We start from the raw sequence: 24,576 nt of genomic DNA, 5'->3' as shown, positions 1-24,576 counted from the left end.
GGAGCGATCATGACCGCTACTGCAGATATAGGTGTGTTTGGCCTGGGGACAATGGGATCGGCGCTGGCGCTCAATCTGGCCGAAAACGGATTCACCGTCGCGGTTTCAAACCGGGAAGCAGACTGGATCGACCCCTTTCTGACCGAAGCGGGGCCATTGGCGGACCGCCTGATCGGCGTTGCGGCGCTGGCGGATTTCGTCGCGGCGCTGTCGACGCCCCGGTCGGTCTTGTTCATGATCCCCTCAGGTGCGCCGATGGATGCGATGATCACGCAGATCGCGCCGCTGCTCGACCCCGGCGACACGATCATCGACGGCGGCAACGCCGATTTTCACGACACCCGCCGCCGGGCCAAGGCGCTGGATGCGCAGGGGCTGCATTTCGTCGGCATGGGGGTCTCGGGCGGCGAAGAGGGCGCGCGGCACGGCCCTTCGATGATGGTGGGCGGCACCGATCATTCCTGGCAGCAGCTGCAACCGATGCTCGAAGCGATCGCGGCGACGTTCGAAGGTGCGCCCTGCGTCGCGCACCTGGGACCGGACGGGGCGGGACATTTCGTCAAGACCGTTCACAACGGCATCGAATACGCCGATATGCAAATGATCGCAGAGGTTTACGGCCTGATGCGCGATGGCGGTGGGCAGGAAGCACCGGCCATCGGCGCGGTCTTCCAGAACTGGCGGGACGGGCCGCTGAAATCCTATCTGATGGATGTATCCGCGACGGTGCTGTCCTCTCGCGATGCAACGACCGGCCAGCCAATGGTCGACGTGATCCTTGATCAGGCCGGGCAGAAGGGCACCGGGCGCTGGACCCTGATCGAGGCGCTGCGCATGGGGCAATCCGCCAGCACCATCGAGGCGGCGGTCGGCGCGCGGGGCTGGTCGTCGGAAAAGGACATGCGCGCGGCGGCGGAGTCATTGCTGCCCGCCGGGACGGCCGGGGGAGAAATGCCGCCGGACGCGGATCTTGAACAGGCCCTGCTGGCGGGGCGCATCCTGTCCCATGCGCAGGGGTTCCGGATTCTGCACGCCGCGTCCGAGGAATTTGGCTGGGGTCTCGACATGGGGCGGATCTCCGAGATCTGGCGGGCGGGCTGCATCATCCGTTCCGCCCTGCTGGATGACTTTGCGTCAGCTTTCCGGGCGGCGTTGCCTCGGGACCATCTCATCCTGGCGCCGACGATGCGCGCGCGGCTCGCCGATGCGATCCCGGCGCTGCGCCGGGTGGTGGCGGCTGGCGTGTCGATGGGTGTGGCGCTGCCCGCCCTTTCCGCAGGGCTGGCCTGGTACGACACGATGCGGCGCGCGCGGGGCACGGCGAACCTGATACAGGCGCAGCGTGATTTCTTTGGCCACCACGGGTTCGAACGGCTGGATGAACCGGGTCGGCACCACGGGACGTGGAACGGGCTGATCTGAACCGTCAGGCGAAGGGATCGTCCGGATAGCCCACATGCGCGAGGTAGAGCCCCTGCGGCGGGCAGACCGGGCCGCAGGCGGCGCGGTCGCGGGCGTCGAGCGCGCGCTGCATGTCGTCGGGCGACCATGACCCGGTGCCCACCCGCTCCAGCGAGCCGACAAAGCTGCGCACCTGGTTGTGCAGGAACGACCGCGCACGCACGTCGAAATGATATTCCGGCCCGCCCGGCGTCTCGACGCGCGCAATGTCCAGCCTGTCCAACGTCTTGACCGGGCTGTCTGCCTGGCACACGGTCGAGCGGAATGTGGTGAAGTCATGCTTGCCGATCAGCAGCGCCGCCGCCTGCCGCATGGCCTCCAGGTCCAGTTCATGCTTGATCTGCCAGACCAGTCCGGCGCAGTGGGTCGCGGGGGCGCGTCTGGACAGGATGCGGAACAGGTACCGCCGTTCGCGCGCCGAGAACCGGGCGTGAAAATCCTGCGGTACCGCGCGGCAATCGGTGATCGCGACGGGCAGCGGCTTCAGATGATAGTTCAGCGCCTCGGACAGACGGAAAGCGTCCCAGTCCGCTTCCATGTCGCAATGCGCCACCTGCGCCAGCGCATGCACCCCGGCATCGGTGCGCCCCGCCGCCACGATGTTGTGCGCGCGCGGTTCCAGCCGGGCCAGCGCCGTTTCGATTGCGCCCTGAACCGAGGCCAGGTCTGTCTGCCGCTGCCAGCCGACGAAAGGCGCGCCGTGGTATTCGATTTTCAGGGCGTATCGGGACATGGCCGCGCTTTAGCCGGGTGGTGGGCATCTGGCAATCCCCGCGTGGTAACCCTATGTTAGCGCAAGAAACGAAGGGACGGGCAAGGCATTGGTCATCGGGCGGATCGCGGACGGCATCTGGCGGCAGGTCGAAAACGTACAGGACACGGTGTCGCAGACCTTCATGGAACCCGTCATCCGCCTGGGCGTGACGGGACTGGCGCGGTCGGGCAAGACCGTGTTCATCACATCGCTGGTGGCCAACCTGCTTGACCGGGGTCGCATGCCGGGGCTTGTCGCGGCGCGCGAGGGGCGGATAGAGGCCGCTTTTCTTCAGCCTCAGCCCGACGATACCGTGCCGCGTTTCGACTACGAGAACCATCTTCTTGCGCTGACCGGCCCCGCGCCCCATTGGCCCGACAGCACCCGCGCGATTTCCGAGCTGCGCCTGTCGCTGAGGGTGCGGCCCAACGGGTTGCTTGCCGGATTGCAGGGGCCGCGCACCGTGCATCTGGACATCGTGGACTACCCCGGCGAATGGCTGCTGGACCTTGGCCTGATGGAGCGCAGTTTCGAAGACTGGTCCCGCGAGACGCTGGCGCGGATCGCGGCGCGACCTGCGGCTGCGGCTTTCATGGCGCGGGTGCGGGATGTGGACCCGCAGGCCAGCCACGACGAGCCGCTGGCGCAGGAGCTGGCGCGCCTCTTTTCCGATTATCTGACACAGGCGCGGGCCGCCGGTTTTTCCGACTGCACGCCGGGGCGGTTCCTGTTGCCGGGGGACCTTGCCGGCAGCCCCGCGTTGACCTTTGCGCCGATCCCGACCGAAGGCGCGTCGGCGCGCGGGTCGCTGCACCGCGAGATGGCCCGCCGGTTCGAAGCTTACAAATCCCGCGTGGTGCGGCCCTTTTTCCGCGATCATTTCGCGCGGATCGACCGGCAGATCGTGCTGGTGGATGCGCTGGGGGCCATCCACCAGGGTCCGCAGGCGGTGGAGGACCTGCGCGGCGCCATGACCGAGACTCTGGGCGCCTTCCGACCGGGCCGAAACCGGTTTCTGAGCAATCTGCTGGGGGGGCGACGCGTCGAAAAGATCCTCTTTGCCGCGACCAAGGCGGACCATCTGCACCACAGCCAGCACGGCAGGTTGACCGCGATCATGGAGGCGCTGACACGCGACGCGCGGGATCGGGCACAATATGCCGGGGCGGGCACGGCGGCCATGGCCATCGCATCGCTGCGCGCCACGACGGAGGACACGATGACCCACCAGGGCGAGGGACTGGGCGTGGTGCGCGGTACATTGCTTGAGACCGGCAAGCAGGCGGCCTTCTACCCCGGCGAGCTGCCGTCGGACCCCGGCCATCTTCTGGCCCCGGCGCGCAGCGGGGCGGACCGCTGGCTTGACCAGGATTACCAGATCATGCGGTTCGCCCCCGCCCCGCTGGAGCTGCGGCCGGGCGACGGCCCGCCGCACATCCGGCTCGACCGGGCGGCGGAATTCCTGCTCGGAGACCGGTTGTGACCCGGCTGCGTCCGGCCCGGCCCATGGATGCGGGCGCGGTGGGCATGATCCTGTCGGAATTCGTGGATACCACGCCCTGGATGCCGCGCATCCACAGCCGCGCGCAGGACCTGGCCCATGCCGGGGACCTGATCGAACTGGGGTGGGTGACGCTGGCCGAAGACGATCGGGACGTGATCGGTTTTGCCGCGCGGAACAAGGCCGAGCTGCATGCGCTTTACGTGGCGCGGCACGCGCGGGGCCAGGGGGTGGGCAGCGACCTGCTGCGGCAGGCGCAGGCGGCGGCGCCCAGTCTGACGCTCTGGACCTTTCAGGCCAACACCGGGGCGCAGCGGTTCTATCTGCGTCACGGTTTCAGTGAAACCCTGCGGACAGACGGGGCGCGAAACGACGAGGGTCTGCCCGACATCCGGTATGACTGGCGACAGGAGGCGGCGTGATGGCCAGAGGTCCGGTACTTTTCGATCTTGAGGAGGACGCGGCACCGCGCCCGCAGGTGTCGGCGGCGCCGCCGGTGCCCGACCTGTCGGACCCCCCGCCCAAGGGGCAGGCCATGCAGATCGCGGCCCAGCTTGCCGCGCGCAGGCCTTCGCGGCTGGTGGGTCTGTTCTGGTGGCTGGCGACGGCGCTGGTGGGGGCGGTCGTTTCCATCGCCGCCTGGAGCTTCATCGCCGGGCTGATGGCGCAATACCCGCTGGTGGGGTGGGCGATGATGGTGCTGGTGGCGGCCTTTCTGCTGGTGCTGGGTCTGCTTTGCCTGCGCGAAATGGCCGCTTTCAGCCGTCTGGCGCGGCTCGACGGGCTGCATCACGGCGCGGCGGAGGCCCTGGCGCAGGACGACCTGGCCGCCGCCCGCGGTGTGACGGACCGTCTGGTGGCGCTCTACAAGGGGCGCGAGGATACCCGCTGGGGGCGTGACAGGCTGTCGGACCTGCGGGGCGACCAGCTGGATGCGGCGGGCCTGCTGGCCCTGGCCGAGGCAGAGCTGCTGCACCCGCTCGACCTTGCCGCCAGCCGCGAGGTGGAGGCCGCCGCAAGGCAGGTCGCCACGGTCACGGCGCTGGTGCCTCTGGCGCTGGCCGACGTGGCGGCGGCGCTGACCTCGAACCTGCGGATGATCCGGCGGATCGCGGAAATCTACGGTGGGCGCTCGGGCTTTTTCGGGTCCTGGCGGCTGACCCGCGCGGTGCTGTCGCATCTGGTGGCGACGGGGGCCGTGGCGGTGGGCGACGATCTGCTGGAGCCGGTGCTGGGCGGCTCCATCCTGGCCAAGGTCAGCCGCCGCTTTGGCGAGGGGCTGGTCAACGGGGCGCTGACCGCGCGGGTGGGCGTCGCGGCCATGGAGGTCTGCCGGCCCTTGCCCTTCTCCCCCGCGCGGCGCCCCAAGGTGCGCGGCATCATCAAGCGCGCGCTGGGCGGCCTGTTCTCAAAGAACGATTAGGGGGCGCCGAAATTTCCCGGCCTCTTGGCGACGGAAACGCGCAGCACCCGCGTATCAGACTTGTGAGTTGTATTTTCGGGCTGGAAACTGGGATATTGTCCCACACGTCCCAGTCAGTTTTCGGATCGGACCTGCATGCGGTTTCTCAGACAAAGTATGATCGGCCTGTTCCTCGCGGCGGCAACGCTGGGGCTGCTGGTCTTTGCCGTCTACATGGTGGGCACCGCCCTGCAGGAGCGTCTCGCGTCCGAGACCAAGGCACCGCCCGCCCGCGAACGGGTGTTTTCCGTGAACGTCCTGGTGCCCGAACTGGCGGACATCGCACCCGTGATCGAGACATTCGGAGAGGTGCAAAGCCGCCGCCTGCTTGAACTGCGCACGGCGGTTGCGGGCCGGGTCGTGGAACTGGCCGAGAATTTCGAGAACGGCGGCGCGGTCGACGCCGGGCAGGCGCTGGTCCGGCTGGACCCTTCCGACGCCCGCGCGGCGGTCGAGCGTGCGCAGAGCGATATCGCCGATGCCGAGGCGGAACAGCGCGATGCGCAACGGGCGTTGCTGCTGGCGCGGGATTCGCTGGCCGCCGCCGAAGATCAGGCGGCCCTGCGCGACAGGGCATTCGAGCGTCAGCAGGACCTTGACCGGCGCGGCGTCAGTACCGCCACGGCGACCGAAACCGCCGAACTGGCGGCATCGACGGCGCGGCTGGCGGTCATCTCTTCCCGTCAGGCCGCCGCGACGGCAGAGGCACGGGTGGACCAGGCCGCCACAGGCTTGCAGCGTGCCCGGATCGCCCTGGCCGAAGCCGAGCGGCGGTTGGCCGATACCACGATCGAGGCGCCTTTCTCCGGGACCCTGTCGTCGACCTCGGTGGTGGCGGGCAGGCTGGTCTCGGCCAACGAACAGCTGGCGCAACTGATCGACCCCGATGATCTGGAGGTGTCCTTCCGGTTGTCCACGGCCCAGTACGCGCGGCTGCTGGATGGGCAGGGCGATCTGATCCGTGCCGATGTCACCGCCACTCTGGATGTGGCGGGGGTGGATCTGACGGCGCGGGGCCGCATCAGCCGGGCCAGCGCCGCTGCGGGAGAAGGGGCCACAGGGCGCCTGATCTTTGCCGCGCTGGAGGATGCCGCCGGTTTCAAGACCGGTGATTTCGTCACCGTTCAGGTGCAGGAACCGGTGGTGCGGGACGTGGTGCGCGTGCCTGCCTCGGCGATGGATGCGGGCGACAGCCTGCTGGTCCTGGGGCCGGACAACCGGCTGGAGCAGGTGTCGGTCGACGTGCTCCGCCGACAGGGAGACGACGTTCTGGTGCGCGGCCCGATCCAGGGGCGGCAGGTGGTGCGCGAACGCTCGCCCCTGCTGGGCGCCGGTATCGCGGTCAGGCCGCTAGACAGGGCGCAGCCCGCGCCTGCGCCCGGGGCGGGGGACACCGCCGGCATGCTGGAGCTGTCCGAGGAACGGCGCGCGCGGCTGGTCGCCTTTGTCGAGGCCAGCAGCGCGATGCCGCAGGAGGCGAAGGAGCGGGTGCTGGCCCGCCTGTCCGAGCCGCGCGTGCCCGCCGGGATGGTAGAGCGGCTGGAAAGCCGGATGGGCGGTTAACCCGTGGCCCGCGCGATCACCGGCAGGGCCGGAGGCATCCTGTCCTACTTCGTGCGGCACCGCACGGCGGCGAACCTTCTGCTGGTTCTTCTGCTGGTCGCGGGTGCGGCTGCCGCGCCGAATATGCGGGCGCAGTTTTTTCCGGATGTGATCGTCGACAACGTCTCCGTGACCACCGTTTGGGATGGCGCCGGTGCCGAGGATGTGGATGCGGCCATCGTGCAGGTGCTGGAACCGGCTCTGTTGGCGGTGGAAGGTGTCGAAAGCTCGGAAAGCACCTCGCGGGAGGGGCGGGCCACCGTCACGCTGGATTTCGAGCCGGGCTGGGACATGGCGCGCGCCGCGGCGGATGTGCAGACGGCGGTGGATGCCATCACCACCCTGCCGGAAGAGGCGGAGGAGCCGAATGTCCGGCGCGGGGCGTGGCGGGACCGGGTGACGGATGTGGTCCTGACCGGACCGGTCGCGCCCGAGCAGCTGGGCCGTTTCGCCGATGAATTCGTGACCCGCCTGTTTGCCAGGGGTGTCACCCGCACGAGCATCCAGGGGATCGCGGCGCCGCAGACGCTGGTCGAGGTGCCATCGGCCAAGCTGATCGCCTTTGACATCGGTATGGCCGATATTGCCGCCGCCATCGCGGCCGAGGTCGACGCCGACCCGGCGGGGGATGTCACGGGGGCCAATGCACGGGTCCGCACCGGCACGGCCAAACGCAGCGCGCCAGAGATTTCCCGGATCGTCCTGCGCTCCAACGCCGATGGCTCCAAGCTGACCATCGGCGATCTGGCCACCGTCCGCAGCGAAGGCGTGGACCGATTGCAGTCCTACTTTGTCGGTGCCGATCCCGCCGTTTCGGTCAGGGTGGACCGGTCGGACGGGGGCGATGCCATCGGCATCCAGTCCACGGTGGAGGAGGTCGCGGCGGAACTGGCGGCAAGCCTTCCCGCCGATGTGACGGTAGAGCTGATCCGCACCCGTGCAGAGGCGATCACCGGGCGGCTGGATCTGCTGATCGACAACGGGCTGATGGGGCTGGGGCTGGTGGTGCTGCTGCTGTTTCTGTTCCTGAACGCGCGCACCGCGTTCTGGGTGGCGGCGGGGATCCCGGTGGCCATGGGCGCGGCCATCGCGCTGATGTATGCGGCGGGTCTGACCTTCAACATGATCTCGCTTTTCGGGTTGATCATCACGCTGGGGATCGTGGTGGACGACGCCATCGTGGTGGGGGAATACGCCGACCAGCGGTACCGGGCGGGGGATGGCGCCCTGCAGGCGGCCGAAAACGCGGCGCGGCGCATGGCGATGCCGGTGTTCGCGGCGACCCTGACCACCATCATCGCCTTCTGGGGGCTGGTGATCGTGGGCGGGCGGTTCGGCGATCTGATCAAGGATATTCCCTTCACCGTGATCGCGGTGCTGGCCGCCTCGTTGGTGGAGTGCTTTCTGATCCTGCCCAACCACATGGCCCACGCGATGCGCGCCGCGGCAAAGCGGCATTGGTACGATCTGCCCAGTCGCGCGGTGAATCGCGGATTCGAGTGGATGCGCGACCGGCTGTTCCGCCCGCTGATGGCGGGGGTGATCGCCGCGCGCTACGTGGTGCTGGCGGGGGTGGTCGTCGTGCTCGCCTCGCAGATCACGCTATTCATCAACGGATCGGTGCAGTGGCGCTTCTTCAATTCGCCTGAGCAGGGCAGCGTGTCGGGTAGTTTCGCGATGGCCGAAGGTGCGACCCGCCAAGATACCGTCGAAATGATGCGCGAGATGCAGCGCGCGACCGAGGAACTGGGCGCGGAATACGCGGACCGCTACGGGACCAACCCGCTGGATTACGTGATCGCGCAGATCGGCGGGACCTCGGGCCGGGGGTTGGCCGGGGCCGACAACAAGGACGCGGACCTGCTTGGCGGGATCTCCATCGAGCTGATCGACGCCGACCTTCGGCCCTATTCCAGCTTTGCCTTCGTGGCCGACCTGCAGGACCGGGTGGTCAACCATCCCCTGGCCGAAACCGTCAGCTTTCGCGGCTGGCGGTCCGGGCCGGGGGGCGATGCCCTGGACGTGCAGTTCTACGGATCGGGCACCGAGACGTTGAAGGCGGCGGCGGAAGACCTGAAATCCGCGATGCGCAGTTACCCCGAGGTGACGGCGGTCGAGGACAATCTGGCCTACGACAAGGAAGAGCTGATCCTTGACCTCACACCGCAGGGGCAGGCGCTGGGCTTCACCATCGACGCGCTGGGGCGGGTGTTGCGCAACCGGCTGGCGGGGATCGAAGCGGCGACCTATCCCGATGGCCCCAGGTCGGCCACGATCCGGGTGGAACTGCCCGAGGGCGAGCTGACCGCGGATTTCCTGGACCGCCTCCAGATGCGGACGCCCGAGGGGCTGTACGTGCCGCTGGCCGATATCGTCAGCGTCGAGCGGCGCACGGGTTTCAGCACCGTCCGGCGGGAAAACGGCATCCGCCTGATTTCGGTCACGGGCGACATCTCGGAAGACGATGCCGCCCGTGCGACGGAGATCCAGCAGGCCTTGCAGGACGACATCCTGCCCCGCATCGCGTCCGAACGGCAGGTCGAGTGGCGTCTGTCGGGGCTGAGCGAGCAGGAAAGCGATTTCTTGAGCGATGCGCTGACCGGGCTGTTGCTGGTGCTGACGGGCATCTATCTGGTCCTGTCCTGGATCTTTGGCAGCTGGACGCGACCGATGGTGGTCATGGCGATCATCCCCTTCGGTCTCGTGGGCGCGATCTATGGCCACGCGCTGTGGGACGTGCCGCTGAGCATGTTCACGGTGGTCGGCCTGTTGGGCATGACCGGGATCATCATCAACGATTCCATCGTGCTTGTGACCACCATCGACGAATATGCCGAGACACGGGGCCTGATCCCTTCGATCATCGACGGCGCGGCGGACCGGCTGCGCCCGGTGATGCTGACCACCTTGACCACGGTGCTGGGCATGGCGCCGCTGCTTTACGAACAAAGCCAGCAGGCGCAGTTCCTGAAGCCGACGGTCATCACGCTGGTCTATGGGCTGGGCTTCGGCATGGTGCTGGTTCTGCTGGTCGTGCCCGCGCTGGTGGCGGCGCAGCACGATCTTTCGCGGCAGGTCGCGGCGATGCGGCGCGGGGTGCGCGCGCCCCTGCGCAGCCTGCGGCTGGGGCTTGCCGCGCTCTGGGCGCTGATGCTGTGCTGGGGGGCGCTGACGCTGGGCTGGGCGGTTTGGCGGGGGGATGTGCATCCGCTGGCCGGATGGCTCTTGCCGTCGGGCATGACCGGGACAGCGGGGGCGCTGATGCTGTTTCTGATCGGCGCCGGCGTGATCGCCCTCGCGGGCTACGTGATCGGTGCGCTGTCCTATGCGGTCGCGGTCAGGCGGCAGCGACCGGTTTCCTAACCCGAGGTGCAGCCGCGGATTTCCACCGCCTGACGGTCGCCCAGCACGGTGATCGTGATCCGCGACCGGTCAATCGCCAATGCGCCGCCCGCGTTCGCCACAAGGTCCCCGGTCGCGGTCAGTGTGCGGCCCTTGCGGCTGCTGTTGGTCTCGCTTGCCCAGACACCGGGCTGGCCGGGTTCGATCACCACCAGTTCGTTCCGGCCGGTGGACGGCATGTCCAGCCTGGCTTCGATCTGCATCCCGTCGGCAGTCGGGCGCAAGGCACAGGTGGCCGAGCGGACCCCGCCTTCGGCGCCGGAGAAGGCGCGCGCCGCCAGTGCCGCGGCGATCGGGGGGGATGGCGTGCGCTGCGCGTGATCAAGCAGTGCCGCGACCTGCAGTCGTTGCGGCACGCAGATGTCGCTGCACACGCCGATGTCGAGCGTCCCCTCCAGCCGCATCGGCTGGCCCGCATCGCCCGGGGCGAGGGTGACGGGCAGCACCAGTTCGTCCTTGTAGCCGATCGTCAGCACGCCGCCCTCGCGGAAGACCTGCGGGGCGGGCCAGGTGATCCCCACGCCGCGCAGGTTGTCCGAACCGGTCCAGTCGAAATGCGGCGGGATGCCCGCGTCGCCGGGCGCGCGCCAGTAGGTCTTCCATCCCGGCGCCAGGGCAAAGCGGATGGCCGCGACGCGGGTGCCGTCGGGCTTGACCCAGCCGGGCAGGATTTCAGCGGTGACGGGCGTGCCGATGCCGTCCTGTGCAAGGCCGGGCAGGGCGGTCGCCAGGCAGAGGGCCAGGGCGGATGCGAGGTGTCTGATCATGCCCTGTCAATGGCCCATGCAGGGGCGGCTGCCAAGTCACATTTGCATCATCCATGTTTCGCGAATTGCCGCTGTCGGCCCGCCGCCCCCTTGAAACGCGGCGGCGCCTTGGGCATCGTGCGGGTGATACTCCCCGGCCAAAGTGTGTCCTGCCCATGAACCTGACCGGAAAACTTCTCGTTGCGATGCCGTCCATGGGCGATCCCCGGTTCGCCCATGCGGTGATCTTTATCGCCGACCATTCCCACAAGGGTGCGATGGGGCTGATCGTCAACAAGCCTGCCGTCGATGTGGTGCTGTCCGACGTGCTGGAGCAGATCGAGACGCCGACAGCTCCGGCGCAGCACGAGTTGCGCGTGCACATCGGCGGGCCGGTGGAAACCGGGCGCGGTTTTGTTCTGCATTCGCCCGAGTACCGGTCTGCCATGCAGACCATGACAATCGCCGATGATTTCGCGATGACCGCGACGCTGGACGTGCTTGAGGACATCGCGGCGGGCAGGGGGCCGCAGCGGGCGCAGCTGATGCTGGGATATGCGGGCTGGGGACCGGACCAGCTGGAAGGCGAGATCGCGCAGAACGGCTGGCTTACCTGCGAGGCGACGCCGGAAATGGTTTTCGACCTTGAGGACGAACAGAAATGGACCGCCGCGCTGAAATCGCTCGGGGTCGATCCGCTGGGGCTGTCGGCAACAGCGGGCCGGGCCTGAGTCTCAGTCTCCGTCTCAGCGGGGGGCGGCGGCGCGGCGCAGGCGGTCGTTGATGGCGCGGCCCAGCCCCCGGTCGGGCACCGGCGCCACGGCGATGGGGCGCGCCATCCCGTCCAGCTGGTGCAGGTGGTCGAAGAGACGGCTTGCCGCTTCCACCAGATCACCCGAGGCTGACAGGTTCAGCGTCCCCGCGACCCCGGCAAAGCCCAGCAGGACCTCGTCGCCCCGCGCCTCTGTCGCGTTCAACCGGACGCGGGCGCGCGGGGCGTAGTGAGAAGCGAGCTGTCCGGGTGCCACCACATCCGCGCCGCTGACCGACTGCAGTGGCGCGTCCAGGGCCGCCTCAAGCGCCTCCTGCGGCAGCCCGCCCGCGCGCAGCAGGGTGGGCGCGGGGCCTGCCAGCCCGACGATGGTGCTCTCCAGCCCGACGCTGCAGGGGCCATCGTCCAGTACCGCCGCGATGCGGCCCGACAGCCCTGCCAGCACATGCGCGGCGGTGGTCGGGCTGATCCGTCCCGACGGGTTGGCCGAGGGCGCCGCCACCGGGCCGCCGGTGGCCTCCAGCAGCGCGCGGGCGGCGGGATGCGCGGGCACCCGCAGCGCGACCGTGTCCAGCCCGGCTGTGACCAGTGTGGACAGCCCGTGATCCGGGCGCAGGGGCAAGACCAGCGTGAGCGGGCCGGGCCAGAAGGCGCTGGCCAGAACCTCGGCCTGGTCGGACCACACAACATGGTCGCGGGCCTGAGCCGGGTCGGCCAGATGGGCGATGAGGGGGTTGAAGCTGGGCCGTCCCTTGGCCGCATAGACCGCCGCGACCGCTTGACCGTTGCGCGCATCCGCGCCGAGGCCGTAAACCGTTTCGGTCGGGAAGGCGACCAGCCTGCCGGAGGACAGCAGATCAGCCGCCCGGTCGATGCCAGGGCGGTCGAAATGCAGGATTTCCGTCTCTTCTGTCATGGTGGCGATGACGCTGCGTTTCGGGTTGCGGGGCGAAGGTGGGCGCTTCATGTTATGGGTATATCGGTCTGCCCTTAGCAGGGCGGGTCCGGGGTTGCCAAGCCACTGCCGCCCCCATCGGGAGAGAGAGACATGCCATACCAAGCCGCCACAGACGAATACGCCTTCCTGATCGAGCAGGTCCTGGACATGGAGGCGTTGCGCGCCACGGACCGTTTCGCCGAGGCGACGGAGGACGTGACCCGCGCGATCCTGTCGGAAGCGGGCAGGATGTGTGATGAGGTCCTGGCCCCGCTTCAGCGACCCGGCGACCTGCACCCCGCCAGACTGGAAAACGGCGTGGTGCGCACCTCGCCCGGCTTTGCCGAAGGATTCCGCGCCATTGCCGAGGGCGGCTGGATCGGGATCACCGCCGACCCGGAGCACGGTGGCATGGGGCTGCCGATGATGCTGAACACGGCCGTGAACGAAATGATGAGTGGCGCCTGCCTGTCGCTGCAGCTGGCCCCCCTGATGAGCCAGGGCCAGATCGAGGCGCTGGAGCATCACGCGTCGGACGAGATCAAGGCGCTGTATCTGCCCAAGCTCATCTCGGGCGAATGGACCGGCACGATGAACCTGACGGAACCGCAGGCCGGGTCGGACGTCGGGGCGTTGTCGACCAAGGCGGAAGAAAACGGCGACGGGACATATGCCATTTCCGGGCAGAAGATCTACATCTCCTGGGGCGACAACGACTTTGCAGAGAACGTCTGCCACCTGGTGCTGGCGCGGCTGCCGGGCGCGCCCGCGGGCACCAAGGGGATCAGCCTGTTCCTGGTGCCGAAGTTCCTGCCCGACGCGGATGGCAATCCGGGCAAGCGGAACGGCCTGAAGGTCGTGAGCCTGGAGCATAAGCTGGGGCTGCACGGTTCGCCCACCGCGGTGATGGAATACGACGGCGCCACCGGCTGGCTGGTCGGGCCGGAACAGGGCGGCATGGCGGCGATGTTCACCATGATGAACAACGCGCGTCTGGGTGTCGGCGGGCAGGGCGTCGGCGCGGCGGAAGGCGCCTACCAGCACGCGCTGGCCTATGCGCAGGAACGCAGGCAGGGCGGCAAGGGCACGATCATCGAACACGCCGACGTCCGCCGGATGCTGGCAACCATGAAGGCCGACATCTATGTCGCGCGGGCGATTGCCATGTCCTGCGCACATGCCATCGACATGGGCAATGCCACCGGCGATGCCGCCTGGAAGGCGCGGGCCGCGTTGCTGACCCCGATTGCCAAGGCCTTTGGCACCGATGTGGGCATCGAGGTCGCCCAGACCGGGGTGCAGGTTCACGGCGGCATGGGGTTTGTCGAGGAAACCGGCGCGGCGCAGTTCGCCCGCGACGTGCGCGTCACCGCGATCTACGAAGGCACCAACGGCATCCAGGCGATGGACCTTGTGGGCCGCAAGATGATGGACGGCGGCGATGCGGCGGGGGCGCTGCTGGACGAGATGGAAGCGGACATCGAACAGGCGCGCGACAGCTTTCCCAATATGGCCGATGCGGTCTGGCAGGCCTGTGAAAGCCTGCGCGAGGCCACCGACTGGCTGGTGGCGCAGGACAACATGCAGGCGCGTTTCGCCGGTGCGGTCCCCTATCTGCGCGCCTTTGCGCGGGTGCTGGGGGGGCATCTGCACCTCAAGGCCGCGATGATCGACAAGGGTGGCCCGCGCGAAAGGCTTGCGCGGTTCTACATCCAGCGGCTGTTGCCGGAATACGCCGGTCTGCTGTCCCACGCCCAGGCGGGCGAGGCCGACCTCTTTGCGGTCACCGCCGAAGACCTGGTTGCCTGATGGCCGATACTGCCCCTGCCGGTCTTCGCTATCCTTGGGAAACCCCGCCCACGGCGGATGGAACGGAGGCGATCGAGGTCGCGCCGGGGGTGCTTTGGCTGCGGTTGCCGCTGCCGATGAAGCTCGACCACGTCAATGTCTACGCGCTGGATGAAGGGGACAGCTGGACCATCATCGACACCGGCTTTTCGTCGAAGAAATCCAAGGCGATCTGGGCCGAGGTGCTGGCGGGTCCATTGGGCGGCAAGCCGGTTGGCCGCGTCGTTGTCACGCATCACCATCCCGACCATGTGGGCCTCGCCGGCTGGTTCCAGACCGAACACGGGGCGGAACTGGTCACAACCCGCACCGCCTGGCTGACGGCGCGGATGCTGACGCTGGACGCGCAAGAGGTCGCCCCGGCGGAGACACTCAGCTTTTACCGTCAATCCGGTATGCATAGCGATATCCTGGAAAAACGCAGCACCGACAGGCCCTTCAACTTCGCCGATGTGGTCGATCCGATGCCGCTGGGCTACACGCGGATCAAGCAGGACGACACCATCGTCATGGGCGGGCGCACCTGGGACGTGCATATCGGCAACGGGCATGCGCCGGAACATGCCACCTTCTGGAGCCGGGACGACGACCTTGTGATCGCGGGCGACCAGATCCTGCCGTCGATCAGCCCCAATGTCGGGGTCTATGCGACCGAACCGATGGCCGACCCCATCGGCGAATGGCTGGAGGCCTGCGAGCGGCTGGCCCCGTTGGCACGGCCCGATCACCTGGTGCTGGGCGGGCACAAGCTGCCCTTCACCGGGCTGCCCAAACGGATGGCGCAGCTGATCGAGAACCATCATGGCGCGCTGCGGCGGCTGACAGCCTACATCGAGACGCCCAAATCAGCCTCGGAATGCTTTGCGCCCCTGTTCAAGCGCAAGATCGGCGAAGGGGAATATGGCCTCGCCCTGGTTGAAGCCGTCGCCCATCTGAGCCACCTTTACCAGACGGGCCGGGCCAGCCGCAGCCTGCGGCAGGACGACGGAGCCTGGGTGTATCAGAGCAAGGGGTGAGCATGGACAACGAGATCAAGACCGCAGCCGAAGCCTTCGAGGCCGAGGTTCTGCCACGGCGCTACGAAGTCCGGATCGACCGCGAAAACCTCCAGGCTCAGGACGAGGAAGTGCCGGGTACGGCTGGCGGCAAATCCGTGGCCCAGAAATCCCCGGCCCAGTGGGCGTACGAGCGGATCGTGCTCTACCTCAAGAAATTCGAAGAACAGCTGGATGCCGACCACGAAGTCGCCATGGGTTTTACCGGGGCCGATGCCGGGGTTTTGCGGATCGTCGGCATGGGGTACTTCGACCCCGATATCATCACCTTTTACGGCGCCGATCCGGCGGGCGGCAGAATGCAGCAGATCCAGCACGTCAGCCAGTTGAACGTGATCCTCCGCGCACTGCCCAAGGCGGTGAAGGGCGAGGCGCCCAACCGGATCGGTTTCCGGCTGGTCCAGGACCTTGAGAAAGAGGCGGGGCAACAGCCCGCGACAACGTGACCTTCCGCCGCTTTCGGGTCGTGACAGCGCGGAACGAATAGGTTAGTCAGCCGCAAACATCGAAATGAGGGACCCTTCAGATGGCCGAACATGAACATGGCAAGATGGACGTCACGGTGCAGGAAAAGACCTTTGCATCCTTCATGTCCTTTGTGACCCGCACGTCGATCGTGATCCTCGTGCTGCTGGTGCTGATGGCGATGTTCATCCGCTGACGCCGCTGCCGGCACCGCGCGGTGCCGGGCAATCGCATCCCCTATCGGAGTAGTGCCAGTGAAACGCCTGTTGACCGGCCTTGTCGTCGCTGCCCTGCTTGCCGGGTGCGCCGTCGATACCAGCCCCGACGCATCGCCTGACGCGGTCGCCGCCGCCGCTTTTCGTGCGCCGGGTCCCAAGAAGATCAGCGTCATCACCGTGATCAACAACCGCACCGGCAAGGGCGGGCATACCGCGCTTTTGGTGAATGGTTCGCAACAGGTGATCTTTGATCCTGCGGGATCGTTCCGCGAGGAGCGTGTCGTGGAACGTGGCGACGTGATCTATGGCATGACTCCGGGCTGGCTTCAGGCCTACAAATCCGCGCATGCCCGGTCGACGTTCCATGTCGTCACCCAGGAAATGGTCGTTACCCCCGAACAGGCGGAAACCGCGTTGCGGCTGGTGCAGTCCAACGGGGCGGTGCCGGGGGCCTATTGCGCCAATGCCACCACCTCGCTGCTGCGCAAGGTGCCGGGGTTCGGGGACATCGACGTGACCTTTTATCCCGAAAAGCTCATGCAGCAGATCGCGAAGCGTCCCGGCGTGACCACCACCCGCTATTACGAAGACGACGATGGCAATGTGACCGACGCGCTTGCAGCGGGCGTGATCGTCGCGCAGTAGCGGTCAGCCCAACAGGTACAGCAAACCAAAAAGCGTCGCCGCCCCCGACAGGATGGCGCCGATCACGCTTTTGCTGAGGATTCCGACGGCCAGTGTGACCACGGCGGCGGCCAGACGGGCCGGGTCGGTCTCTCCTCCTGTCGCATTTGGCCAGATCACCTGCGGGGCCACCAGCGCCGGCAGCACGGCGACCGCCGTATAACGCAGGTGCCGCAGCAGCCATTCCGGCATCGCTCTGTCCCCCACGAGGCCGGTAAAGACGAACCGCAGAAAGAAGCTGCCCAGCCCCAGACCAACGATCACGATCCAAAGGGTCGTCTTGTCGATCATGTGCGCGTCTCCGACCGGCGGGTCATCCAGTATTCGACCTGCGCCCCCGCCAGCATGCCGGCCAGCCCCGCGATGATGACGCCCAGCGAATAGGGTACTGCAATCGCAATGAGGCTCGCCACGACCGCGACCAACGCCGCGACCACATGCGCCAGCGTGCGGAACATCGGCGCGATCATTGCGAGAAACGTGATGGGAATGGCGAAGTCCAGTGCCCATTCTTCAGGCACCCGCGCGCCCAGGTACGCGCCGATGAAGGTAAAGGCGTACCATAAAGGCACGATCGGCGTGACGCAGCCAAAGAAATAGGCCATCCGCTGCGGGACGGTCATGTCCGGCTGTTTCTCGAACTGGCCGACAGAGACCACGTAGGACTGGTCCACTGTCAGATAGGCGGCCAGCGCCCGCTGCCACAGCGGCGCCGCCCCGATCCAGGGTGTGAGAGAAGCGGAATACATCGCCATCCGAAGATTGACCGCCAGCGCCGAGGCCAGCACGATGATGGTGGGGGCCTGTTCCTGCATCAGCTGCAGGGCGGTGAACTGCGCCGCTCCGGCGATAACGACGACCGAGAACGACAGCGCCTCGATCACCGAAAGGCCCGCTTCGGTGGCCAGCAGGCCAAAGAGCGCGGCAAAGGGAATGATCACCAGAATAAACGGCGCGCTGTCGGCCATGCCCTTCAGGTAGGCGGATTTGGTGGTGGTGATGGCCATGCGATGCCCCTAGATTACGGCCACAGGGGTAGCCTGTTACAAAAGGGGATACAATTGGCACAGGACCCGGATCTTTCGGAATATCTGATCGCGCCCGATCCCGCGGCAGCGCGGCTGACGCGCGCTGTGCGCGGCGTGGATCAGGACGGCGCGGAAACCGACCTGCAAGTGGTCGAGGAACGTCCGCTGACGATCTACCTCAACCGGCAGGAGGTCGTCACCGCCATGACCATCGGGGACTATCCCGAATACCTGGCGCTCGGCTTTCTGCGCAACCAGCGGATGCTGGACGCGGACGACGAAATCACCCGTGTCGACTACGACGAGGAACTGGAAACCGTCGTCGTCCGGACCGCGCGGCAGACTGATTACGAGGACAAGATGCGCCGCAGGACGCGGACGTCGGGCTGCGCCGTGGGCACCGTGTTCGGCGACATGATGGAGGGGCTCGACCAGGTGCGCCTGCCGCAGACCCCCGTGGCCACCTCTGCGCTTTATGCGCTGTCGGCCAGGATCAATCGGACGCCCAGCCTGTATCTTGCCGCAGGCGCGATCCACGGCACGGTCCTGTGCCAGGACGGGCGTGCGCTGGTCTACATGGAGGACGTGGGCCGTCACAACGCCGTGGACAAGATCGCGGGCTGGATGCTGTCCGAAGGGGTCGGGGGCGCGGACAAGATCCTCTACACCACCGGGCGGCTGACCTCGGAAATGGTGATCAAGACGGCGATGATGGGCATCCCGGTACTTGCCTCGCGGTCCGGTTTCACCGCCTGGGGGGTTGAGATCGCCCGCCAGGTGGGGCTGACCCTGATCGGTCGGCTGAAGGGGCGGCGGTTCATCTGTCTGAGCGGGCAGGACAGGCTGGTGCGCGATGTGGATCCACGGACCGTGGCCGACGAACCGGGACGGTCGGGGCGAAAGGGGGGCGCGTGATGGCGGTGTTGTTTACCCCGGTGTCGGAGGGACAAAACTTGACCGGAAACGCGCGGGGAGGGGTCAGATTGAGCGGGGGAAAATTCTTGCAAGAATTTTGCCAAGAAAATTTGAATTTTCTTGCCGCGGACCTGCGGGGGTGCCGCTGATGAAGCAGCCGTTGGGTGTCATCCTCGCAGGGGGTCAGGCAACGCGCATGGGCGGCGGAGACAAGGGGTTGTTGCGGCTCGGCGGTGTGTCCGTGCTCGACCGGGTGATCGAGCGGCTGGCCCCGCAGGTCGCGTCGCTGGCGCTGAATGCCAACGGGAATGCCGCGCGGTTCGCGGCGCTGGGGCTGCCGGTGCTGGCCGACAGCATCGACGGCTACGCCGGACCTCTGGCGGGGGTGCTGGCAGGTCTCGACTGGGCGGCGGAACAGGGGGCTGATGCCATCGTGACCGCCGCCGCCGACACGCCGTTCTTTCCCTGCGATCTGGTGCCGCAACTGCTGTTGGCTGGCGAAGGCATGGCACAACCGCTGGTGCTGGCCGCCTCGCCGGACGCCGAACGCGGTCGCGCGCGCCATCCGACTTTTGGCTTGTGGCCCGTAGGGTTACGCGATGACCTTCGTGCATCGCTTGAAGACGGGATGCGCAAGGTCGTGCAATGGACGGACCGTCACGCGGGGCGCGAGGCCTTGTTCCCTGACGAGGCCGCGTTCTTCAACATCAACACGCCCGACGACCTCGCTCGGGCCGAGGCGATGTTATGAGACTCTACGGCGTCGTCGGCTGGAAGAACGCGGGCAAGACCGGGCTGATGGAACGGCTGGTGGCCGAGATCACCGGGCGCGGCCTGCGGGTATCGACCGTCAAACACGCGCATCACACTTTCGACGTCGATCACCCCGGCAAGGACAGCCACCGCCACCGGGTGGCGGGGGCCACCGAGGTTCTGCTGGCCTCGCGCAGCCGGTTTGCCCTGATGCACGAATTGCGCGACGAAGATGAACCGACGCTGGAGCATCTTCTGGCCCGGCTGTCGCCGGTCGATCTGGTGCTGATCGAAGGCTACAAGCGCGACGCGCATCCCAAGGTGGAAGCGCACCGCGCCGAGACCGGCAATCCGCTGATCGCGCCGGACGATCCCACCGTGCGGGCGGTGGCCAGCGACGTGCCGCTCGACCTCGACCGACCGGTGTTCGACCTGAACGACACCCGTGCGGTGGCGGATTTCATTCTGGCCGAGGTGGGGCTGTGAGCGGATTCGACACCTTCGTGGTGGTAGACTGGTCTGCCCGCGCAACGCCGTCACCCCGAAAGCCCACCGCCGATTCCATCTGGATCGCCGTCGCGCGGCGGGGCGCGGCGCCCGAGTGTTCCTATCACCGCACCCGCCACGATGCGATGGGGGCGCTTCGGACGCTCTTTGACGCGGAACTCGCGGCGGGACGGCGCGTGGTGGCGGGCTTCGATTTCTCCTTTGCCTATCCGGTGGGTTTCGCCCGTGCGCTGACGGGCTCGGACGATCCGCTTGGCCTGTGGCCAGTGCTGGCCGACATGATCGAGGACGCCCCCGACAATTCCAACAACCGGTTCGACGTGGCGCGTGCGCTGAACGCGCGGTTTCCGGGCGTGGGGCCGTTCTGGGGCTGTCCGGCGGGGCAGGAGGACGCGGTGCTGCCCGCCCGCGGCTCGCAGCGGCAGGGGCATGGTCTGCCCGAGCGGCGGGGGGTGGAGCGCCATGCCGACATGACCCGCTCGCAACCGGGCTGGAAGCTCTACACCACCGGATCGGTCGGCTCGCAGGCGCTGCTGGGCATCCCGCGTCTGCAATCCCTGCGGGCGCACTATGGCGATGCGCTGCGCGTGGCCCCGTTTCAGCGGGGCGATGCGCCACTGGTGCTGGTGGAGATCTATCCTTCGCTCATCTCCGACGCGGTCGCCGCCGCGCGCGAAGGGGATGAAATCATGGACCGCGCGCAGGTGCGGGTGCTGGCGCGGGCGCTGTCGCGGCTGGCGCCGGAGGTGCTGGATGCGCTGCTGAACGAAGGCGATGCGACAGAAGGCTGGTCGCTGGGTGTGGGGCAGGCGGATGCCCTGCGTGCGGCAGCGGCGGCGGAGGATGCGCCGCCCTTGCGCAACGATTGTTTCGCCTTGCCGCCGGGGGTGCACTGGACACCGGTGGCGGAGGCTCTGACGCATCTGCGCAGCCGGATGCAGCCGGTGACGGGCATTGAGCCGGTGCCGCTCACCGCCGCGTCGGGACGCATCGCGGCCCAAGACGTCCTGGCCGCGCGGGCGAACCCGCCGCTGCCGAACACGGCGGTCGATGGCTATGGCTTTGCCGGGGCACGCGGACCGGGGCCGCACCGGTTGCCGCTGGCGCCGGGGCGTGCCGCAGCGGGGGACCGTCCGGGGGCGGTCCCGGCGGGTCAGGCGATCCGTGTCCTGACCGGCGCGGCCCTGCCCGAGGGTGTGGATACCGTTGTGCTGCAGGAGGATGTGGCGCTGGACGGTGGCGCGATCAGCTTTCGGGGGCCGATCAAGGCGGGGGCCAACACCCGGCAGGCGGGGGAGGACGTAAAGGCGGGCGACCGCGTCTTGCAGGCAGGGCGGCGCATCACCGCTTCCGACCTTGCGCTGCTGGCGGCGACGGGGAGGGCCGAGGTCGCGGTCCGCGCCCCGCTGCGGGTCGGCGTGCTGTCCACGGGCGACGAACTGGTCGAGCCGGGCGAGGCGGCATCGGACGGGCAGATATTCGACGCGAACCGCCCCATGCTGCAGGGGTTGGTGGCCGGATTCGGCCACCGCCCGGTCGATCTGGGCCGGGTGGGCGACGACCGCGAGGCGCTGCGGCGAATGTTGGACGATGCGGCGGGCCGGGTGGATGTGATCCTGACCAGCGGCGGCGCCTCTGCGGGGGACGAAGATCACGTCTCGGCCCTGCTGCAGGAGGCCGGGACCATGGGCCTGTGGCGCATCGCGGTCAAACCGGGCCGTCCGCTGGCACTGGGGATGTGGCGGGGCAAGCCCGTCTTTGGCCTGCCGGGAAATCCGGTGGCGGCGATGGTCTGCACATTGATCTTTGCGCGGCCCGCGCTGGCAGTGCTGGCGGGACAGGACTGGTCGGAGCCTTTGGGCTTTGACGTGCCCGCCGCGTTTTCAAAGCGCAAGAAGGCGGGCCGCCGAGAGTATCTGCGCGCCCGCATCCGGGACGGCAGGGCCGAGGTCTTTGCCTCCGAAGGGTCGGGGCGGATCAGCGGGCTCAGCTGGGCCGAAGGGCTGGTTGACCTGCCCGAACCCGCAGCAGAGGTGGCACCGGGCGATATGGTGCGGTTTATTCCCTACGGCAGTTTCGGGGTTTAGGTCGTGTTGACATCCATTTTCGCCCACCCGTTTCAGTCCAAAAGTGCTCAGTTCCAGGCAAGAGAGCGCAGGAATAGCCAGCTATTTCAGGCTCTCTTAACGCAGAAATGGGCAATTTTGGCGAAACCCCTGCGGGGCGCGGCGGATTTTGCCTCTGCCATCCCGGATGTTCGCTTCCAATGATCACATTGCTGCGCTCACATCAGGGCGCCAGCGGCAAAATCCGTCTCGCGCGGGTGGGCGAGAATGGATGTCAACACGACCTGGCCCCGCTCAATCGAACGTCCCGGCACAGCGGCCCAGCAGCATGAAGGCACGGGCGGTGCGGGTGTCGGCAAGGGCCGAGATCTCGCCGTCCGAGGCATTTTGTTCAAACGCGGCGAAGGTCTTGTCGAACCGGCGCAGGAAGTGATGCGCGGCGTCGCGGAAGATCGGGTCCTGCTTCATCCGCGCGTTGCTCAGCGCCAATGACGACCGGTCCCGGATGCCGCCAAGGGCCGCGATGGGACGCCCGCGCGCGCCCTGGGCGAACTGGCGCCAGACCTCGGGCCGGGCACGGTCGGGGCGCAGGTCGTCCATGTAGATGCCGTCCTGACTGAGCAGGGTCAGAACATCCTGCGCAGCCTGGATCAGTTGCTTGGCGGCCCGGTCCTTGAGCGCGCGGCGCAAGGAGGCGAAACCGGTTTCATCCTCGGCGGTTTCGGGGAAGTTCAGCGCGCGGATGAAATCCTCGGTCGCCAGCATCGGGACCATATCGGAGGCCTGCGTGCCGAGGGCGAGCGTGGGCTGGTCGTCCACCTGCGGCGCCGCAGCGGGCGGCGCAGGCCGCGCGCGGTCGTCGCGGCGGGACTGGAACGTGGCCAGCGCCGTCTCCGTCTTGCGGGTGGCGGCGGCGATCTCGTCCAGCTTGCGCGCCACTGAAGATTCGGCACGCATGTGTCCGCCCTGCTGTTGGGAGATATAGGATTGGCGGATTGCGTCGATGGCAGCTTGCAGGCGCTGGCTTTCTTCCCGCATGACCCGGCTGGCCCGTGCCGCGGTGGCCGCGACCCAGATCATGCCGACGGGCATGAAAATCGCCAGCATGGTCATCAGGAACCGCAGGCCACCCGATTCAGTTTCCGTCTCGGGGCCGGAACCGACAAAGACAAAGAATATCCCCGAGCCCACGAGCCAGACCGCGCTGAGCGCGATGGCGATCACCTCGACCGGGGTGATCAGATCGGGTTTGGGCTTGTCGTAGATGCCCAGCGGGGTCACGCGGGCCGATCTTTCCGCCGGCGGCTGGTCGGTGGCGGTGGGTTCGGGTGCATCGGTCATGCTGTCAGCCTCATGTCAGGCGTAGACGATCTTGAGAACCTCATAGGATTTTTCGCCCCCCGGTGTGCGAACTTCGACCGAATCGCCCTCTTCCTTGCCGATCAGCGCGCGGGCGATGGGCGATTTGATGTTCAGCAAACCGTCTTCGATCTTGGCCTCGTATTCGCCCACGATCTGATAGGTCTTTTCCTCGTCCGTGTCCTCGTCCACCAGCGTCACGGTCGCGCCGAACTTGATCGGGCCGGACATCTTTGCCGGGTCGATGACCTCCGCCAGCGAGATCACGCCCTCCAGTTCCTTGATGCGCCCTTCGATGAAGGACTGCTTTTCCTTGGCAGAGTGGTATTCCGCGTTCTCGGACAGATCGCCATGCTCGCGCGCTTCGGCGATGGCCTTGATGATGGCGGGGCGCTCCACGCTCTTGAGCTGCTTCAGTTCGGCTTCCAGCGCGGTGTGGCCCGCGCGGGTCATCGGGATCTTTTCCATGGGCTGTCCGTCCACGTCAGGAAGGCCGCACCCCGGTCTGCTGCCGGGAGCGGCCTTGGTTGCTTGGTTGGACACCAAGTGACCCAAAGTTGCATCCGATTGCAAGGGGTCGGTTTCGGATCGGCGCGGGGTCGCGGTCAGCTGTAATTGACAACCTCGTATTCGATGCCGTCGTCGTCGTGAAAGTAGAACCGGCGGCCCGGCTCGTAGTCCGCGTGATTGCCGGTTTTGAATCCATGCGCCTTGATCGCCGCCTCGGTGGCATCCAGATCGTCGACCACCACCGCGATGTGGTTGAGCCCTGCAATCCGGGTATAGCTGTCGTTCGCCGCGTCGGTCGCGCCGCGCGGGTTGTAGAGCGCGAGGTAGTGATCTTCGGACCCGACATGGATCGTATACCCGCCCGCTTTGGCATCGCCCTGCCAGCGGATATGCCATCCGAACAGCTTGACCATCCAGGCGGCGGTCGCGGCGGGGTCGGATACGGTGTAGTTGGCGTGTTCAAGCAGTGCGGCCATCGGTCTCTCCGTTATTGTTGATCTTTCCAGCGTAATTGCTGAACCTCACTTTAGG

Annotated in this window: 24 protein-coding genes; 16 read left to right on the top strand and 8 right to left on the bottom strand. The window is 67.4% G+C overall.

Annotated elements, in window-relative coordinates; genetic code table 11:
• Window positions 1-9 precede the first annotated feature (9 nt).
• Window positions 10-1,422 carry an NADP-dependent phosphogluconate dehydrogenase gene (gene gndA / locus FIU94_RS01775; RefSeq protein WP_152464150.1) on the top strand — a complete coding sequence of 471 codons (1,413 nt, stop codon included), beginning with the start codon at window positions 10-12 and terminating at the stop codon, window positions 1,420-1,422.
• A gap of 4 nt (window positions 1,423-1,426) precedes the next feature.
• On the opposite strand, the gene truA is transcribed toward gndA, so the two are convergent.
• Window positions 1,427-2,194 (bottom strand): tRNA pseudouridine(38-40) synthase TruA, encoded by a 768-nt coding sequence (gene truA / locus FIU94_RS01770; protein ID WP_152464149.1) that lies wholly within the window; start codon window positions 2,192-2,194, stop codon window positions 1,427-1,429.
• Between the two features lie 88 nt (window positions 2,195-2,282).
• Between truA and FIU94_RS01765 the strand changes: the two genes are divergently transcribed.
• From FIU94_RS01765 to FIU94_RS01745, 5 genes are all read left to right on the top strand, one after another.
• Window positions 2,283-3,698, top strand: coding sequence for a YcjX family protein (locus FIU94_RS01765; RefSeq protein WP_152464148.1), 1,416 nt, complete (start codon window positions 2,283-2,285; stop codon window positions 3,696-3,698).
• Entirely contained in the window at window positions 3,695-4,138 is a 444-nt protein-coding gene (locus FIU94_RS01760; protein ID WP_368407140.1) for an N-acetyltransferase family protein, read from the top strand. The genes FIU94_RS01765 and FIU94_RS01760 overlap by 4 nt, the downstream gene beginning before the upstream one ends.
• On the top strand, window positions 4,138-5,139 hold the full coding sequence (locus FIU94_RS01755) for a YcjF family protein (RefSeq protein ID WP_152464147.1): 1,002 nt from the start codon (window positions 4,138-4,140) through the stop codon (window positions 5,137-5,139). Before FIU94_RS01760 ends, FIU94_RS01755 begins: the two co-directional genes overlap by 1 nt.
• Before the next feature lie 135 nt (window positions 5,140-5,274).
• Entirely contained in the window at window positions 5,275-6,741 is a 1,467-nt protein-coding gene (locus FIU94_RS01750) for an efflux RND transporter periplasmic adaptor subunit (protein WP_152464146.1), read from the top strand.
• A 3-nt stretch (window positions 6,742-6,744) separates the two neighbouring features.
• A complete protein-coding gene (locus FIU94_RS01745; RefSeq protein WP_152464145.1) occupies window positions 6,745-10,143 on the top strand; it encodes an efflux RND transporter permease subunit in 3,399 nt (1,132 codons plus the stop codon).
• On the opposite strand, the gene FIU94_RS01740 is transcribed toward FIU94_RS01745, so the two are convergent.
• On the bottom strand, window positions 10,140-10,949 hold the full coding sequence (locus FIU94_RS01740) for a protein-disulfide reductase DsbD domain-containing protein (RefSeq protein WP_152464144.1): 810 nt from the start codon (window positions 10,947-10,949) through the stop codon (window positions 10,140-10,142). The genes FIU94_RS01745 and FIU94_RS01740 overlap by 4 nt on opposite strands.
• 155 nt (window positions 10,950-11,104) lie before the next feature.
• Between FIU94_RS01740 and FIU94_RS01735 the strand changes: the two genes are divergently transcribed.
• A complete protein-coding gene (locus FIU94_RS01735; protein WP_152464143.1) occupies window positions 11,105-11,659 on the top strand; it encodes a YqgE/AlgH family protein in 555 nt (184 codons plus the stop codon).
• A 15-nt stretch (window positions 11,660-11,674) separates the two neighbouring features.
• Here FIU94_RS01735 and FIU94_RS01730 read toward each other — a convergent pair whose 3' ends face one another.
• On the bottom strand, window positions 11,675-12,616 hold the full coding sequence (locus FIU94_RS01730) for an L-threonylcarbamoyladenylate synthase (protein ID WP_152466913.1): 942 nt from the start codon (window positions 12,614-12,616) through the stop codon (window positions 11,675-11,677).
• A 132-nt stretch (window positions 12,617-12,748) separates the two neighbouring features.
• Here FIU94_RS01730 and FIU94_RS01725 point away from each other — a divergent pair, with 132 nt between their 5' ends.
• From FIU94_RS01725 to FIU94_RS01705, 5 genes are all read left to right on the top strand, one after another.
• Window positions 12,749-14,446, top strand: coding sequence for an acyl-CoA dehydrogenase (locus FIU94_RS01725; protein WP_152464142.1), 1,698 nt, complete (start codon window positions 12,749-12,751; stop codon window positions 14,444-14,446).
• Window positions 14,446-15,501: an MBL fold metallo-hydrolase gene (locus FIU94_RS01720; RefSeq protein WP_152464141.1), complete on the top strand. Its 1,056-nt coding sequence runs from the start codon at window positions 14,446-14,448 to the stop codon at window positions 15,499-15,501. The genes FIU94_RS01725 and FIU94_RS01720 overlap by 1 nt, the downstream gene beginning before the upstream one ends.
• 2 nt (window positions 15,502-15,503) lie before the next feature.
• Complete coding sequence (locus tag FIU94_RS01715; protein ID WP_152464140.1) at window positions 15,504-15,986, top strand: DUF6173 family protein; 483 nt, start codon at window positions 15,504-15,506, stop codon at window positions 15,984-15,986.
• An 80-nt stretch (window positions 15,987-16,066) separates the two neighbouring features.
• Window positions 16,067-16,201: an aa3-type cytochrome c oxidase subunit IV gene (locus FIU94_RS01710; RefSeq protein ID WP_152464139.1), complete on the top strand. Its 135-nt coding sequence runs from the start codon at window positions 16,067-16,069 to the stop codon at window positions 16,199-16,201.
• A gap of 67 nt (window positions 16,202-16,268) precedes the next feature.
• Complete coding sequence (locus FIU94_RS01705; protein ID WP_152466912.1) at window positions 16,269-16,868, top strand: hypothetical protein; 600 nt, start codon at window positions 16,269-16,271, stop codon at window positions 16,866-16,868.
• A gap of 3 nt (window positions 16,869-16,871) precedes the next feature.
• Here the strand turns inward: FIU94_RS01705 and FIU94_RS01700 are convergent, their stop codons facing one another.
• Both FIU94_RS01700 and FIU94_RS01695 read right to left on the bottom strand, forming a co-directional pair.
• Window positions 16,872-17,198, bottom strand: a complete 327-nt coding sequence (locus tag FIU94_RS01700) for an AzlD domain-containing protein (protein WP_152464138.1) — start codon at window positions 17,196-17,198, stop codon at window positions 16,872-16,874.
• Window positions 17,195-17,914, bottom strand: a complete 720-nt coding sequence (locus FIU94_RS01695) for an AzlC family ABC transporter permease (RefSeq protein ID WP_152464137.1) — start codon at window positions 17,912-17,914, stop codon at window positions 17,195-17,197. The genes FIU94_RS01700 and FIU94_RS01695 overlap by 4 nt, the downstream gene beginning before the upstream one ends.
• 54 nt (window positions 17,915-17,968) lie before the next feature.
• Between FIU94_RS01695 and FIU94_RS01690 the strand changes: the two genes are divergently transcribed.
• From FIU94_RS01690 to glp, 4 genes are all read left to right on the top strand, one after another.
• Window positions 17,969-18,850, top strand: a complete 882-nt coding sequence (locus tag FIU94_RS01690) for a formate dehydrogenase accessory sulfurtransferase FdhD (protein ID WP_254702589.1) — start codon at window positions 17,969-17,971, stop codon at window positions 18,848-18,850.
• Window positions 18,851-18,998: 148 nt separating this feature from the next.
• The gene (mobA, locus tag FIU94_RS01685) at window positions 18,999-19,601 is read left to right on the top strand and encodes a molybdenum cofactor guanylyltransferase MobA (RefSeq protein ID WP_152464136.1); all 603 of its coding nucleotides are present in this window, start codon (window positions 18,999-19,001) and stop codon (window positions 19,599-19,601) included.
• On the top strand, window positions 19,598-20,089 hold the full coding sequence (gene mobB, locus FIU94_RS01680; protein WP_152464135.1) for a molybdopterin-guanine dinucleotide biosynthesis protein B: 492 nt from the start codon (window positions 19,598-19,600) through the stop codon (window positions 20,087-20,089). The genes mobA and mobB overlap by 4 nt, the downstream gene beginning before the upstream one ends.
• Window positions 20,086-22,197, top strand: coding sequence for a gephyrin-like molybdotransferase Glp (gene glp / locus FIU94_RS01675; RefSeq protein ID WP_152464134.1), 2,112 nt, complete (start codon window positions 20,086-20,088; stop codon window positions 22,195-22,197). Before mobB ends, glp begins: the two co-directional genes overlap by 4 nt.
• Window positions 22,198-22,470: 273 nt before the next feature.
• Here glp and FIU94_RS01670 read toward each other — a convergent pair whose 3' ends face one another.
• The 3 genes from FIU94_RS01670 to FIU94_RS01660 all read right to left on the bottom strand — a co-directional run bounded on the left by FIU94_RS01670 (window position 22,471) and on the right by FIU94_RS01660 (window position 24,521).
• The gene (locus FIU94_RS01670) at window positions 22,471-23,517 is read right to left on the bottom strand and encodes a hypothetical protein (protein WP_152464133.1); all 1,047 of its coding nucleotides are present in this window, start codon (window positions 23,515-23,517) and stop codon (window positions 22,471-22,473) included.
• A gap of 15 nt (window positions 23,518-23,532) precedes the next feature.
• Window positions 23,533-24,003, bottom strand: coding sequence for a transcription elongation factor GreA (gene greA / locus FIU94_RS01665; RefSeq protein WP_152464132.1), 471 nt, complete (start codon window positions 24,001-24,003; stop codon window positions 23,533-23,535).
• 137 nt (window positions 24,004-24,140) lie between these two features.
• A complete protein-coding gene (locus FIU94_RS01660; RefSeq protein ID WP_152464131.1) occupies window positions 24,141-24,521 on the bottom strand; it encodes a VOC family protein in 381 nt (126 codons plus the stop codon).
• Between the last annotated feature and the right edge of the window lie 55 nt (window positions 24,522-24,576).

This window comes from Sulfitobacter sp. THAF37 (genome assembly GCF_009363555.1).
GTDB lineage: Bacteria > Pseudomonadota > Alphaproteobacteria > Rhodobacterales > Rhodobacteraceae > Sulfitobacter.
The sequence above is the reverse complement of the archived record's forward strand: the minus strand, read 5'-3'. Positions and strand labels throughout refer to the sequence as shown.